Raw genomic sequence first — 15,100 nt, 5'->3', positions numbered from 1 at the left:
ATATAATTTAGCTCTATAAACAGTCATTAATACAAGTTCTTCTTGTAATTATACTTACCGGTAAATATAATTAATGAATGGAAATGATAACTAGTTAATCATAGACTAAAATGAGCAAGTGAATATGAGCTTGAATATATAACACCTTTGCAACTTTCGAAAATTAGAACAGCCACTACTCACTAATAGGGCTGGATATAAGGATGGTGAAGCAGCTTGGATGTATGGATATACTCCGCACTGACTCTTGTTTATTTTATACTTGTTATTCGGATGGTCGTCGTTTTAACCCAGAGGAAGCAATGGCTCACATATTCCAGTTTTCAGTTATTCGTAGCGTTTAGCTTGGCGTATGATAATGGAATTATTGCTGTAGGTAACTTGATAGGAGAAGGGGAATTGTTAACCGTCCTTAGTAGCCTTCGATTTTGGCTACATGCCTTCGCTACGCCAACCCTTATTCTTGTTGGCTACCATATCTTGCGTAGCACAGGTGCCAAGTTTGCAAATAGAAGTATAACGAATGTGGCAGCATGGCTGATAACGCTGGGTCTGGTTATCTACCAGATTGTAGGCTTTACTTTATCCGAGGTTAAAAATCTCACTGCTATAGAAGAGTATGGAGTACTGCGATATATGGCAGAAGGTCATGGAGGTCCGCCGATGATGGTTATCGTCGTGGGCATTGTACTCTTGTTTGTTAGTTTGATTGTGCTTTTCAGACATAAATGGGTATGGCTATTTGTTGGGACTGCATTATTGTTTGTAGGGCAGTTAATCTCCCTGCCCGTGGAGAGTGGGGCGTTAACCAATGTGTATGAGCTGATTCTCATTCTCTCGATCTGGAGAACGACTACATTTTTGATGGATTCAACAGATCGCCGCCGTTATTAATCCCCGGAGCATCAGAAAAAGACTGGCCAGTAAGATAGAGGCCAGTCATCTGTGTTCGTTTTTAATTCTTTTATTCAGCTATCCATTTGTATCTGATGAGGCAGACGCAGCACTCACGGAGTCACGATAGATAATATTGCCTTTCACATGAACACGGCCGAAACTGCGGTTCGGGTTGTCGATTTTTTTGAGCATCGACTGGACCGCAGTGCGCGCCATCTGTTCCACATCCACTTCGACAGTTGTCAGTTTTGGATCGGAGAGCATGGCATAGATATCATTATCAAAACCAACAACAGAGCATTGGCCAGGCACCTGAATATCCATCGAATTCAGTTTTTGAACGAGCAGATGAGCGACCTGATCACAGTTGCATACAAAGGCCGTTGGCAGCTGCTCGGGCAAGTCGATCTCAATAAACGTACCGCGTTCATCCCGATCATTCAGAATTAGATCCGGATTCATCGGCAACCGATGTTCCAGCAAGGATTTGTAATACCCGAGGAATCGGTCCTGGATACTGCTCGTGGAATATAGGTTCCCCACATAGGCAATGTTACGGTGGCCCTGCTGGACCAGGTAGTTCGTCAGCTCATAGGCAGCGTAGAAGTTATCGGTAACGACGGAATCAATGTCCGAATGTTCATCGTAGAAGTCGAGAAACATTTTGGGAACTTCCATTGATCGTACCAGTTCAATATACTCTTTGCTGATCTGTCCGAGCACGATGAAACCATCGACTTTGTTGTCGCTGTACAGCTTGGGCAGTGTTAATTCTTCCTCATCCTCCACATTCAGAATGTGCAGAATGCCGTAATAGCCCTGTTCCTCCAGATGTTTGGTAATTCGCTGGAACACGCGTACATAGAACGACTGCGTAGGTCCGGTAAAACGCTCCGGGATAATTACGCCAATATTATGGGTTAAGCCTTCCTTCATCGAACGGGCAGCGGCATTATACCGATAGCCCATTTCAACAGCAAGCACTTTAATTTTTTCTTTTAATTCGCCACTCACGCCATCTTTATCATTCAACGCTTTCGAGACGGTCACACTGCTGACCCCGAGCCTGTCGGCGATATCCCGCATGGTGATATTGTTCTTCAGTATGGTCGCCTCCTTCAAGCCGGTATAGGCACAATGTGCTGTCACTATGATGAGTGCTTTCCTCCAACATAATAACAATCCATATCAGTATACATCGTTACCCACTTGGAATAAAGCCATTCTGGCTGTTGTTTCGCTAATTTTCAGCACATTGCAGGTTTCCCTGAGAGGACGCTCTACCGATGTTACGTTAATTGTTTCTGTAAAAGCTTCTCATTCTGTTCAATCAGCTGACCCCGCTGGCTGGCACAGTCCAGGGAACGATATGGATCGGCCGGTGTGTTGAACGTATAATCAACCAGTTTCTCCAGAGTGGTAGTTGCCACATGACAGCGGGTATCACTGGATGCGTAATAGATAAAGACTTCTTCCTTCTCATTGACCACGGCACCGTTGCAGAAAATAACATTGGATACATCGCCTACACGCTCGTCGTCATAAGGGGCAATGAAGTGGCCGCCCGGCTTGGCAATCATGCGCGCCGGATCATTCAGATCCGTTGCGAAAGTGTATAACACATAACGCAGTCCTGCTGCAGTGTTCCGAACCCCGTGAGCAATGTGAATCCAGCCACGATCCGTTTTGAGCGGAGCAGGGCCTTGACCGTTTTTGACTTCGTAGACCGTATGATATTGCCGTTCGTCGATAACCGTCTCTTCATGAATGACCGGGTTCAAGATATCCTCACACAGGCCGAAGGCGATACCGCCGCCGCTGCCAGTCGAGATGAATCCGTCCTGTGGACGGGTGTAGAAGGCATACTTTCCATCCACGAATTCCGGGTGCAATACGACATTGCGCTGTTGAGGGGAATTGGTGGTGATGTTGGGCAATCGTTCCCAGCTTGTAAGATCACGTGTACGGACCAGTCCTGCTTGTGCAACTGCGCTGGATGTATCAAATGCAGGAGCCTCCGGGTCTTTGCGTTCAGAGCAATAGATGCCATAGATCCAGCCGTCTTCATGTTGAACGAGACGCATATCATACTGATTGGTTTCATCCGCATCGATATCATCCCAGACCAGTGGTTTACCCGTGAAACGGAACCCGTCAATTCCATTGTCACTCTCCGCAAACGCAAAGATCGATTTACGGTCCAATCCTTCCGTACGAATGACCATGATGTATTTGCCATTGAAATAGATGGCTCCTGGATTCAGCGTCGCATTAATACCCAAGCGTTCCATGAAGTGTGGGTTTGTCGTCTTATCCAGATCGAATCTCCAATGCAGCGGCACATGATGACGAGTGATTACCGGATATTGATACCGATCATATACGCCGTTGTAGAAGGAAGAATTGATCTCATTGGGGCGAGCAAGCAGTTGCTCCTGTTTCTCCAGTAACTCCTTGTATTTCGGGTGTATCATTCTGATCCCATCCTCTCAATTAGTTCAATACAGAATCTGCTATTGTGATACGGGCATTTCCACGGTCCGGCAATCTCGCTCTGATCCGGTGTGCCGTTTCCGTCCACCGACCAGTACCATTCCCCGCCGGCACGCTGATCAATGATGTTTTCTTTTGTATAGGTCCACAAGCGTTCCACTCTCTCCAGAAACAGTGGATCACCTGTGCGCTGATATGCGTTATAGAAGCCGACCATGGCCTCTGCCTGAACCCACCAGATTCGCTTCTCATCGACATGTTCACCTTCTTGTTCATTGAGCAGGGAACCATCGGCATTTACGGCCACATTGGAGATGTTATAGGCAATATCCGTTACCATCGCCGCATACTCCGGATGTTGTTCCATCCCCAGAACTTTCAGTGCTTCGTCGATCAGCCAGCTGGCTTCAATGTCATGTCCGAACGAGCGCAGGTCAATGATGGACTCCCACTGTTTGTTGAAAAATACCCCGAGAAACTTGGTGTCTTGGTCATACACCCGTTCATATAGAATTCCGAGCAGGCGTTCCAGCGCCGCCTTCACTTGCTGAACTGGCCACACTTGATAGAGCGTGGTGTAGGCCTCTAACACATGGATATGCGTATTCATGGTGTAATCCGCAATTACCCCGTTTTCGCTCAGCATTTCATTGGGCTGTTCCTTCCATGTACGATCAAATTGTTCCTTGTACGCAGGTCGTTCGGCATCCAGACCTTTGTCCTCGATGAGAGCAAAAAGCGTTTTCGCAAGTTCCAATGCAGAAACATCCCCGGTTGCACGATAGTACTCACTGAGTGAATACACACCGAATGATTGCGTATACACATGTTTGCTCGTGTCCAGTGCTTCCCCTGTGTAATCTACCATCCAGTACATGCCGCCATATTCGGTATCCATCACATGATCGGCGAGAAAACGGTATGCGTGTTCCGCGTGCTCGCGCCATCTCTCGTTTCCGGTAACCCGATACGCCGCTGCAAAAGACCAGAGTTGACGTGCCGTGGCGATCCCGCCTTTGGGTGCCTGCGGATTCACCTGAAGATCATTGCCAACCCAGCCGTAGAATCCACCGTGGGTTGTATCTTTAAGGTTGGACCAGAAGGGTAAAATCTGCTTCTCCCAATGCGCCTTAATCTCGGATTGAAGTTTGGTTGTTTTTGTATTCATAAGTGAGCGCTCCTTCAACGTGTTACATAAATCTTAATATATAAATTGAACTAAAGAATATTTACACTGGCCACTCCGATGACAGAATAACCTTCCGATCGCTGTTATCCCCAGATATTTTTGATTCCCTTTTTCAAAGGTGAAATTCCGGTGATAGCGTATGCTTCCGATGTAGCTTTCTTTCAGAAAGCTTTTAGGCGAACGCTCCGCTTCTTCAGGTTTTTTCTGTCCTCTACGTTTCGTGTAAATGTTTAATCAATATATATAATTAAGTTAACGGTAACTTTATAAAATAATATTAGTGCTCTGAAAAACAGATGTCAACGAATTAACTCGCAATTTTTCTTGTTAGGTTATAAATAAATGAATTGACAGGTAAGCGTTACCATAATAGAATTCATTTTGTAACCTTAACGATAACTTAATTAAATTAAGAGAGGGGTCGAAACAATTGAGAAAAAACAAAGGTTGGATGATGTTGCTGACGATGCTGCTCATCACTTCACTACTTGCTGCATGTTCATCCGGAGGCGGATCTTCGCAGGCAGGGGAGGAGATCAGTACAGATCCGGCAGATATCAAGGGTGAAATTACCGTCCTTACACAACGTACAGATATTGTGGACACCGTGTTCAAAGATTACGCTGCTGAGTTCAATAAGGAATACCCGGATGTGAAAGTAAACTTCCAGGCACTAGCCGATTATGAAGGACAAGTGAAGATCCGTATGAGCACCAAGGATTATGGTGACGTACTGATGATCCCGACCAGTGTTCCGATCGCCGATATCCCGGACTTTTTCGAGCCGCTCGGCACGTACGATGAGTTGAAAGACAAATACACCGCCATTGAAGAACGCATGGTGGATGGTCAGGTCTACGGTATCCCTACCGTAATTACGTTCTCTGGAATCATTTATAACAAACAGGTCTTCAAAGACGCGGGCATTATGGAAGTTCCAAAAACACCGGAGCAATTCCAGGCTGCGCTTCAGTTGATCAAAGACAATACAGATGCTGTTCCGCTCTATACCAACTATGCATCCGGCTGGGCATTAACCCAATGGGAATCGGATCTGCCAACCGTTGCGGGCAGCGTGGATTACGTTAACGTGGACCAACCGAACACAGATGATAACTTTGTGCCTGGTCAGCCGCACTATGAACTATATAAAGTGCTCTATGATGCAGCCAAGAACGGTTTAATCGAGAAAGATCCAACGACAACCGACTGGGAAAGCTCCAAAGCGGATCTCGCCAAAGGCAAAATTGCTACGATGGCACTGGGCTCTTGGGCGATCACACAGATTCAAGGGATGACAGATACGCCGGATGACATTGGATTCTTGCCTTTCCCTACGAATGCAAGCGAGGTTGTGGTCCCGCTCTCGGCTGACTATAACATCGGCATGAACGTGAACAGCGAGAACAAACCTGCTGCGAAAGCCTGGATTGACTGGTTCCTGGCGAAATCGAACTATGCGGTTGAACAGGGCGGCGGTATGGATGCCGACAAAAACGCTGAATTGCCACCGATTTTGGATCAGTATAAAGACGTTAAATTCTCCACACTTACCCCTGCCAAAGAAGGTCAGGAAGGTCTCGTTGACAAGATTGACAACGAAGGCGAAATCGGCCTCTGGCAGCCTGACTTCAAGAAACGCATTATTGAAGCAGGTATCGGTAACCGCAAGGAATCATATGACGACATCATGAAGGACCTGAATGACAAGTGGGTAAAAGCACGAGCAGAACTCACGAAATAATGGGATTAACGTAAATGGATCATATGGCGAACAGACTGCGGGAGCATGGGTAAAAATCCATGTTGTATGGGGGCAAATGGTGTCTGAAGTTATGGTGCCGGATGCCTTCCCCGGCAGTTGTTCAGCCAGATTTTCCTGGACGGAAGTCTTTCGATATATAGGCGGGTCAACCGCTTGGAGGTGTGGAGAGCATGAAGTACTTAAAGGTTTCGAATTGGGGTTACTCAGCGCAACGCATATTTATCATCTGTGCCTTCTCAATTATTCCGCTGGCGTTGCTGTTCACGTTTGCATACTTACCGGTCATCAACATGTTCAAATACAGTTTCACCGATTGGAACGGATACAGCAAAAGATTCGATTATGTTGGGTTTGAGAACTATACCCGCATATTTAGTGATCCCGAATATTTCAAAGTATTTATTGTCAGCTTGTATTATTTTGTTGCAACGTTTGTGCAGATGGGCTTGGCCCTCTACTTTGCCACGATTCTGAGTTTCAAAGTCCGAGGCAAAAACTTCTTCAAAGGCATATTGTTCTTTCCTTATTTGCTGAATGGGGTAGCTATCGGTTTTATCTTCCTCTTTTTCTTCAAACCGGACGGCACACTTGATATGCTCATGCATGCTGTAGGGCTGGGACAATACACGCAGCTCTGGCTCGGTAATCCGAATATTATCAATGTGTCACTCGCAGGTGCATCAGTATGGAGATACATGGGCTTCAACTTTATCATTTTCCTGGGTGCAATCTCCTCCATTCCAAAGGATGTGTATGAAGCATCCGATATTGATGGTGCCAATCGCTGGCAGCAATTCCGCCACATCATCCTGCCAAGCATTACACGTATCCTGCAGCTCAACCTGATCTTGGCGATTAGCGGCGCAATTAGTGCGTTCGATATTCCATATATCATGACCGATGGTTCCAACGGCAGTATGACATTTGTAATCCAGACGGTTCATTTGGCATTTAAATATGGCAAGCTGGGACTGGCATCCGCCATGGCTGTGGTGCTGCTCATGATCGTTATTCTTGTTACGCTTGTGCAGCGCGTCACCATGAAAGGGGAGGAATAAAAGTGACACAACTCAAATACACCCTTGCGAGCGTGGTTAAATATGCTTCCCTGGTACTTGCTGCGTTTATCGCGCTGTTACCCATCGTGGTCATCCTGTTTGCATCTCTCAAAACGAATGCGGAATACGCTACCAGCAGCCCGCTTGCCCCGCCAGCCAACTGGCTGAACTTTGCGAACTATGCAAAGGCCTTTGTGGATGGTAACATGCTGGTCGGTTTCAAAAATACAATTATTATCCTGGTCATCTCCATTATAGGAGCGACCTTAACAGGCTCCATGATTGCGTATGTGCTGGATCGATTCAAATTCAAAGGCAAGAAAATCATGGTTGCGGCATTCCTGCTCGCTACCCTGATCCCAAGTGTGACAACGCAGGTTGCCACATTCCAGATCATCAACGCGCTCGACCTGTTCAACACACGCTGGGCAGCCATCGTGATGTACCTGGGTACAGATATCATCGCGGTGTATATCTTCCTGCAGTTCCTGGGCTCCATCTCCAGTGCATTAGATGAATCTGCTATGCTGGACGGTGCCTCGTACTTCACGATTTACTGGAAAATCATTCTGCCACTGCTGAAACCGGCCATTGTAACGGTCATTATCGTGAAGGGCGTTAACATCTACAACGACTTTTACACACCGTTTCTGTACATGCCGAAGACAGACTTGCAGGTCATATCCACTGCCTTGTTCAAATTCAAGGGACCTTTCGGATCGCAGTGGGAAGTCATCAGCGCCGGCATCATGATCGCCATTATTCCAACGATGGTCATCTTCCTGTTGTTACAGAAGTACATCTACAACGGCTTCGCGCAAGGCTCCGTTAAATAAAAAAAACGAGAGGCTATATGAAATGCATATTGAGAATGCACAGGAACGAAGTGGTCTAGTGTAATTTTAGTATTCATTTCATAAAGCCTAACCGAAGGGAGAAATGAAAATGTCAGTTGCTGAAACGAAAAACGTACACATTGTTGGGGATGCTTTGCCGAATATGCCGTGGGAGGCCAAACCGGAGGGGACCGAAGGCCCGGTATGGAGACATTCGGCGAATCCGGTCGTGCCGCGTAACCCGGTGAAGGGTGTTGCCCGCATTTTCAACAGCGCCGTTGTTCCGTATGAAGGGAAGTTCATCGGGGTATTCCGTGCTGAAACCGTTAATGGCCGTCCGCATCTGCACATGGGTGCAAGCGAAGATGGCCTGGAGTGGACAATTGAAGAGGAACGCATTGCATTTGTCGATGAAAATGGCGATCCGTTTATGCCGAACTATGCGTATGATCCGCGTCTGGTCAAAGTGGAGGATACGTATTACATCATCTGGTGTACTGATTTTTACGGCGCTGCATTGGGACTGGCGAAGACGGATGACTTCCAGACGTTTGTCCGCCTTGAAAATCCTATGCTGCCGTTCAACCGTAATGGTGTGTTGTTCCCGCGCAAAATTAACGATAACTATGTCATGTTGTCCAGACCAAGCGACAGTGGACATACCCCGTTCGGAGACATCTTCCTGAGTGAAAGCCCGGATCTTGTATACTGGGGCAAACATCGTCATGTCATGAGCAAAGGCGGTCAAGGCTGGTGGCAATCGGTCAAAATTGGCGGCGGGCCTGCTCCGATCGAAACGTCCGAAGGCTGGCTGATGTTCTACCATGGCGTAACTGGAACCTGCAACGGATTCGTTTATAGCATGGGTGCGGTCATTCTGGACCTGGATGAGCCGTCCAAAGTGAAATATCGTTCCTCCAACTTTGTGCTGACACCCGAAAAATGGTACGAGGAGCAAGGATTCGTCGATAATGTCATCTTCCCGTGTGCAACGTTACATGATGCTGAGACTGGACGCATCGCCATCTATTACGGTGCTGCCGACACGTATGTTGGCGTGGCTTACACGACCATCGAAGAAATCGTGAATTATGTGATCGAGACCGACGAAGTCATTGCCGGAGACCACGAGGAAGGCAAGCTGTAGTTGAAGTGAAAGTGCAGAACCAATCTGAAGAAGCGAAGTGGTCGTATAACGGCGATCGGAAGATGGTACTGCAATCGTAGTGAAAGTGTATATATTCGACCATTTACTAAATGAAGTGAATGGAACACTGGGGAGTAATGAATATGGAATATATCAAGGGATTTACATTTGGCTGGATGAGTGGCAAGGGTGACTTCCGCAAGCCGGAGGCTAAAGAATCCCTGCGTCTGATGGCTGAACGTACAGGCAGTTCGCATGTTATTTTTGCACTGGCTGCACATCAGGATCATCCGCAGGCGGTAGAGGTCAAATATCGGGGTGATCATCTGGTAGATGATGATGAACTGGTCGATATGATGCGATATGCCCGTGAACTCGGGCTGCGTGTCATTCTGAAACCAACCGTTAACTGCACCGATGGCACATGGCGTGCACATATTAACTTTTTTGATATCGATGTGCCTTGTGAGCCGAAGTGGAAGGATTGGTTCCGCAGCTACACAGCATTTCAGAAGCATTATGCAGCGATTGCAGAGCAGGAAAAATGTGAGATGTTCATTGTAGGTTGTGAGATGGTGCAATCCGAACGTCGGGATCAAGAATGGCGCGAGGTGATCGCCGCTGTGCGTGAAGTGTACACTGGACTGGTGTCATACAACACGGACAAATATCAGGAAGATCATGTGAAGTGGTGGGATGCTGTGGACGTGATCTCTTCCAGTGGTTATTATCCCATCGGAGATTGGGAGGCACAGCTGGATCGAATTGAGCAGGCGATTGCTTCTTATGGGAAACCCTTTTTCTTCGCGGAAGCCGGTTGTCCCAGTCGTAGCGGATCAGCTCACGTACCGAACGATTGGGGACTTGCAGGTGAAGTCAGCGCGGAGGAACAGGAGCGGTTCTATGAAGCCATGTTCCGGCATGTCAGTCAGCGTGAATGGGTACGCGGGTTCGGTCTTTGGGATTGGAGCGCACATCTCCATGCGGAGAAGGATGCACTGACCGATGATGGATATGGAGTTTACGGTAAGCCGGCGGAGAAGGTCATTCGTCGGTTCTATGAGGGCATCACTATAGAAGTTTAACCAGAAACAAGAAGACGTATGTGAAGACGAATCTCAGTGATATATCTGTATATGTACTTTCGTGATTTCCATGCTGTGAGCAAGGAATAGCAGATTATGGTGGAGCTTATTTTTCCAGTTGTAATTCATATTCAGGTCAAGAAGCCTTTCCTCCCACAGGAAAGGTTTTTTGGCTATTTTAGTAACAACACATACCATGTCGAATTTTGTTGACAAAAGGAGGGCTCCTGCCTATTCTTAATGGATGAATATGATAATCATTATCATAAAATAGAGAAAAGGGGTTCAACATCCATGTCTGTTCAACATCGCAAATCTTCGGCCCTCACGCTGGCAACTATGCTCTTGTTGTTATTCGTTATTGTGGGTTGCAGCAATACAGGAAGTGGAGAGGAATCCTCATCTGCTGCTTCGAATCAAACATCTACGAAGTCGATTACGATGTCATGGCCACGTGATATCGGTACAATGAATCCGCATACGTACAATCCTTCGCAATTATTTGCCCAATCCATGCTCTATGAGCCACTGATCAGTTACCAGAAGGATGGAAAACTGGAACCTGCGCTGGCAGAATCATGGACCATCTCCGATGACGGCAAAGTATATACATTCAAGCTTCGCCAAGGTGTGAAATTCTCAGATGGTACGCCATTTAATGCTGAGATTGTGAAAAAGAACTTTGATGCTGTAATGAAAAATAAAGACACACATAGCTGGCTGGGCATTGTAGGCGTGCTCGACAAGACAGAAGTTGTGGATGACCATACTTTCCGATTGACACTCACAGAGCCGTACTATCCTGTTCTTCAGGATTTGTCTGTGGTTCGTCCTTTCCGCTTCCTGGGTGAAGCTGGATTCCCGGATGATGGAGATACTTCCCAAGGCATCAAAGAGCCAGTTGGAACGGGCCCGTGGATGCTGGCTGATTACAAGCAGGACGAATATGCTGTTTTCAAACGCAACCCGAATTATTGGGGAACAGCACCGAAGGTAGATCAGATTACGGTCAAAATCATTCCTGACGGTGAAACCCGTGTCCTTGCTTTTGAAAAAGGCGATCTCGACCTGATCTACGGGGAAGGTGTGATCAGTCTGGATGCATTCCAACAGCTTCGTGACAACGATGAATATGTGACCCAATTGTCTGATCCGGTGGGCACACGCAGTCTGCTGCTGAACTCTTCCAATCCAAAGTTATCCGATGTCAGAGTGCGGATGGCGCTCCAGCAAGGGTTTAACAAACAGGCGATGGTTGAGGGTGTCACTTCCGGATTGGAAGAACCAGCCGATTCCGTATTGTCCAAAAACTATCCGTACACCAATGTAGACTTGGAACCGATCACGTATGACGTGGAGAAATCCAAAGCATTACTGGATGAAGCGGGCTGGAAGCTGCCGGCTGGTGGGACGATTCGTGAAAAAGACGGACAGCAGCTTGATTTCGAGATGATTTTTGACAAAACGGACCCGATTCAGAAAGCGATGGCTGAGACCATTCAGGCAGAATGGAGCGAGCTTGGGGTTAAGGTAAACCTCACTGGACTGGAACTGACGGTTCAGATCAAACGTTTGAAAGCCAATGATTTCGACCTGTATTTCTGGTACAACTATGGTGCGCCGTATGATCCTCATTCCTTCATTAACGTTGTGGCGAGCCCTGGATTCGGGATTTCCGAGACCTTGAGTGCGTTGCCGATGAAAAAGGAACTGGACGATCAGGTGCATGCAGCACTGTCATCTACAGACGAGACGAAACGCCAGGAGTTATATGGCTCTATCTTGAAAACACTTCAGGAGCAATCGGCGATCGTACCGATCTCTTATATTAAGAAAACGGCAGTATATCAGAAGAAAATCTCCAACTTTATTTTCCCTGCGAACCGTGATGAAAATCCGTTTGTGGGCATTGAACTAGGCAATCAATAAATAGTAATTTAATTAGGGAAGTGGATGGCCCTTGGTAAGGCCATGTAGCTTGATGAAAGGGAGGAACGTTTGGTGATCAGTTATATCGGTAAACGAATGATCGCGATCATTCCTATCGTTTTTATCGCTACACTTGTTACCTTTGCGCTTATTCATATTTCACCAGTTGATCCGGCCGAGGCTTATCTGACAGCTGCTCATATCTATCCGACACCGGAGTTGCTTGCACAAAAGCGGCATGAGTTCGGCCTGGATCAGCCTTTGTTAACCCAATATGCGCATACGATTCAGAAGATTGCCAAGCTCGACTTCGGCACCTCGTATCTCACCAACAAACCCGTATGGGATGAAGTGAAATTAAGGCTTCCGGCTACGGCTGAGCTAGCCTTCTGGAGTATGTTGTTATCGACTCTGGTGAATATTCCTTTCGGAATCCTAGCAGCGGTGTATAAGAATAGCTGGATTGACATGGTCAGCCGGGCGATCTCCTATTTTGGAGCATCTATTCCGCAATTCTGGCTTGGTTATCTGCTGATCTTCTTTTTCTCGGTGAAGCTGGATTGGCTGCCTGTGGAAGGACGTGGATCGTGGGAGAATCTGGTTCTGCCTACAATTACACTCTCCTTCATTCTTATTGCGATCTACACCCGATTACTGCGTTCCAGTGTACTGGAGCAATTGCAGGAGACGTATGTACAGTACGCGAGAACACGCGGGATTCGCGAACGAGTCATTATGCTGAAACATGTGCTGAAAATCGCCATATCGCCCCTTATTACGGGGATGGGGATGAGTATGGGCAAGCTGCTGACAGGAACCATTATTGTGGAGCAGGTGTTTTCCTGGCCTGGGTTCGGACGATACTTTGTCGATGCGATATTTAACCGGGATATTCCCGTTATTCAATGTTATGTCTTCTTGGCGGCATGCCTGTTCATCGTATGCAATCTGCTCGTTGATCTGGTGCAGCTCGTTATGGACCCACGGATTTCAGCGAAAGGACGGGCAGAACATTGATAAACAAATGGCGTGCAATATTTAAAGGACAGAGAGCCATCCAGATCTGCTCGGTGATTATATTGCTTTTCTTCGTGATCGCGTTACTAGCCCCATGGATTGCTCCTCATGACCCGGTGAAGGTGAACCTGTTGCAGAAGCTGGCGAGTCCATCGCTTGAGCATTGGCTCGGAACGGATCATCTGGGACGCGACAATCTCACCAGGCTGATATATGGAGCGCGGGTGTCGCTTGGTTTTGCTACTCTGATCTTCCTGTCATCTTTGCTCATTGGTGTCATTGTAGGTTCGATTTCCGGTTACCTTGGTGGCTGGGTGGACAGTCTGCTGATGCGCTTATGTGAAGGCATTATGGCGTTTCCGAATCTGGTGCTGGTGCTGGGTATTGTGGGGATCTTTGGTCCAGGTCTGATGCAGGTGCTTCTGGCCCTCATGATGGTACAGTGGGTGTATTATGCACGTATCTGTCGGAATATGGTCGTTAGTCTGAAAGAACGGAACTTCATCGCAGCTGCGCGGATTAGCGGCTCCTCTTCGTGGACGATTATCCGCAAACATATCATCCCCAACGTGCAGCGTCCCATCGTTGTAATGGGCACGTTAGAGATGGGATGGGCGATTATGGATATATCGGCCCTTTCATTCTTGGGGCTTGGCATCCAACCACCGAATGCAGAGTGGGGCGCCATGATTCATGAAGGAACGGGGTATATCCGCAGTCATCCGGAGTTAATGATCTATCCGGGTGCATTAATTCTACTGGTAGTCATTACGTTCAACATCTTGGGTGAAGCGTTATCCGAGCGTTATGGCATTGCAAAAAGGTAGTGGTTCGAAACCGAAGGCATACGAGAGGTGAACGTAACGATGGATGATTCAGCGAAGGTACTCGAAGTTCGTGGTCTGCAAGTGAATCTAAGAACAGCGGAGGGTTCAGTCCCGTTACTGGAGCCCATTGATTTCGAATTACAAAAAGGGCGTGTCTTCGGTCTGGTTGGCGAGAGTGGCAGCGGCAAGACCGTTACATGTAACGCGTTGCTCCACCTGCTTGATCCACGCAGGATGGAAGTGTCGGGCAGCATCCGCCTGAATGGACGGGAGCTTGGCTCGTTGTCGGGTGAGGAGATGCGGCGCATCCGAGGCAAGGACATCGGATTTATTATGCAGAATCCGATGAATGCTTTTACACCCGTGTACACGATTGGATCTCAATTCATTGAAACCTTGCGTACGCATACAGGAATGTCCAAAGCAGCGGCCCGGGAGCGGACGATTGCAGCCTTGGCAGATATGAACTTACCCGAACCAGCTAAACTGATGAAGCGATATCCCTTCCAACTGAGTGGCGGCATGCTTCAGCGGGTGATGATTGCCATATCGATGTGCCTGCGACCCGCCCTGGTTATTGCTGACGAACCAACGACGGCACTGGATGTTGTGAATCAGTTGAAGGTGCTTCAGGAATTGGATCGGCTACGTACCGAATATGGCACATCCATCTTGCTCATCTCCCACGATCTGGGCGTGATCTCGCAAATGGCTGATGAAGTCGCGGTTATGCAGAAGGGGCGAATTGTGGAGCAGGCGGATGTGTACCAACTGTTCGATCAGCCGGAGCATGAGTATACCCGGATGTTGTTAAATGCCAGGCCCAGTATGTCTTTGGGAAGATAGCGATTACAGAT

13 protein-coding genes are annotated in these 15,100 nt (G+C 47.5%); 10 read left to right on the top strand and 3 right to left on the bottom strand.

Annotation, left to right across the window (positions count from 1 at the left end; all coding sequences use genetic code 11):
* Positions 1-216 precede the first annotated feature (216 nt).
* Positions 217-894 (top strand): hypothetical protein, encoded by a 678-nt coding sequence (locus NKT06_RS30120; protein ID WP_253441782.1) that lies wholly within the window; start codon positions 217-219, stop codon positions 892-894.
* Positions 895-972: 78 nt separating this feature from the next.
* Here NKT06_RS30120 and NKT06_RS30115 read toward each other — a convergent pair whose 3' ends face one another.
* The 3 genes from NKT06_RS30115 to NKT06_RS30105 all read right to left on the bottom strand — a co-directional run bounded on the left by NKT06_RS30115 (position 973) and on the right by NKT06_RS30105 (position 4,558).
* Positions 973-2,046 (bottom strand): substrate-binding domain-containing protein, encoded by a 1,074-nt coding sequence (locus NKT06_RS30115; protein ID WP_253441780.1) that lies wholly within the window; start codon positions 2,044-2,046, stop codon positions 973-975.
* Positions 2,047-2,186: 140 nt separating this feature from the next.
* The gene (locus NKT06_RS30110) at positions 2,187-3,371 is read right to left on the bottom strand and encodes a glycoside hydrolase family 130 protein (RefSeq protein WP_253441778.1); all 1,185 of its coding nucleotides are present in this window, start codon (positions 3,369-3,371) and stop codon (positions 2,187-2,189) included.
* Positions 3,368-4,558 (bottom strand): AGE family epimerase/isomerase, encoded by a 1,191-nt coding sequence (locus NKT06_RS30105; RefSeq protein ID WP_253441776.1) that lies wholly within the window; start codon positions 4,556-4,558, stop codon positions 3,368-3,370. The genes NKT06_RS30110 and NKT06_RS30105 overlap by 4 nt, the downstream gene beginning before the upstream one ends.
* Before the next feature lie 451 nt (positions 4,559-5,009).
* On the opposite strand from NKT06_RS30105, the gene NKT06_RS30100 reads away from it, so the two are divergent.
* From NKT06_RS30100 to NKT06_RS30060, 9 genes are all read left to right on the top strand, one after another.
* Entirely contained in the window at positions 5,010-6,323 is a 1,314-nt protein-coding gene (locus tag NKT06_RS30100) for an ABC transporter substrate-binding protein (RefSeq protein WP_253441774.1), read from the top strand.
* Between the two features lie 191 nt (positions 6,324-6,514).
* The gene (locus NKT06_RS30095) at positions 6,515-7,402 is read left to right on the top strand and encodes a carbohydrate ABC transporter permease (protein WP_062836746.1); all 888 of its coding nucleotides are present in this window, start codon (positions 6,515-6,517) and stop codon (positions 7,400-7,402) included.
* Between the two features lie 2 nt (positions 7,403-7,404).
* Positions 7,405-8,238, top strand: a complete 834-nt coding sequence (locus NKT06_RS30090) for a carbohydrate ABC transporter permease (RefSeq protein ID WP_253441772.1) — start codon at positions 7,405-7,407, stop codon at positions 8,236-8,238.
* 109 nt (positions 8,239-8,347) lie between these two features.
* Positions 8,348-9,385, top strand: a complete 1,038-nt coding sequence (locus NKT06_RS30085; RefSeq protein WP_253441771.1) for a glycoside hydrolase family 130 protein — start codon at positions 8,348-8,350, stop codon at positions 9,383-9,385.
* A 143-nt stretch (positions 9,386-9,528) separates the two neighbouring features.
* Positions 9,529-10,470, top strand: a complete 942-nt coding sequence (locus tag NKT06_RS30080) for a glycoside hydrolase family 113 (protein WP_253441769.1) — start codon at positions 9,529-9,531, stop codon at positions 10,468-10,470.
* 294 nt (positions 10,471-10,764) lie between these two features.
* Entirely contained in the window at positions 10,765-12,399 is a 1,635-nt protein-coding gene (gene nikA / locus NKT06_RS30075) for a nickel ABC transporter substrate-binding protein (protein ID WP_253441767.1), read from the top strand.
* 72 nt (positions 12,400-12,471) lie between these two features.
* Positions 12,472-13,416 carry a nickel ABC transporter permease subunit NikB gene (gene nikB / locus NKT06_RS30070; RefSeq protein WP_253441766.1) on the top strand — a complete coding sequence of 315 codons (945 nt, stop codon included), beginning with the start codon at positions 12,472-12,474 and terminating at the stop codon, positions 13,414-13,416.
* Complete coding sequence (nikC, locus tag NKT06_RS30065) at positions 13,413-14,243, top strand: nickel ABC transporter permease subunit NikC (RefSeq protein WP_253441764.1); 831 nt, start codon at positions 13,413-13,415, stop codon at positions 14,241-14,243. Before nikB ends, nikC begins: the two co-directional genes overlap by 4 nt.
* Positions 14,244-14,282: 39 nt before the next feature.
* A complete protein-coding gene (locus NKT06_RS30060) occupies positions 14,283-15,089 on the top strand; it encodes an ABC transporter ATP-binding protein (RefSeq protein WP_253441762.1) in 807 nt (268 codons plus the stop codon).
* Positions 15,090-15,100: the final 11 nt, after the last annotated feature.

Origin of the sequence: Paenibacillus sp. 1781tsa1 (assembly GCF_024159265.1) — a bacterium.
Taxonomy (GTDB): Bacteria; Bacillota; Bacilli; order Paenibacillales; family Paenibacillaceae; genus Paenibacillus.
The sequence above is the reverse complement of the archived record's forward strand: the minus strand, read 5'-3'. Positions and strand labels throughout refer to the sequence as shown.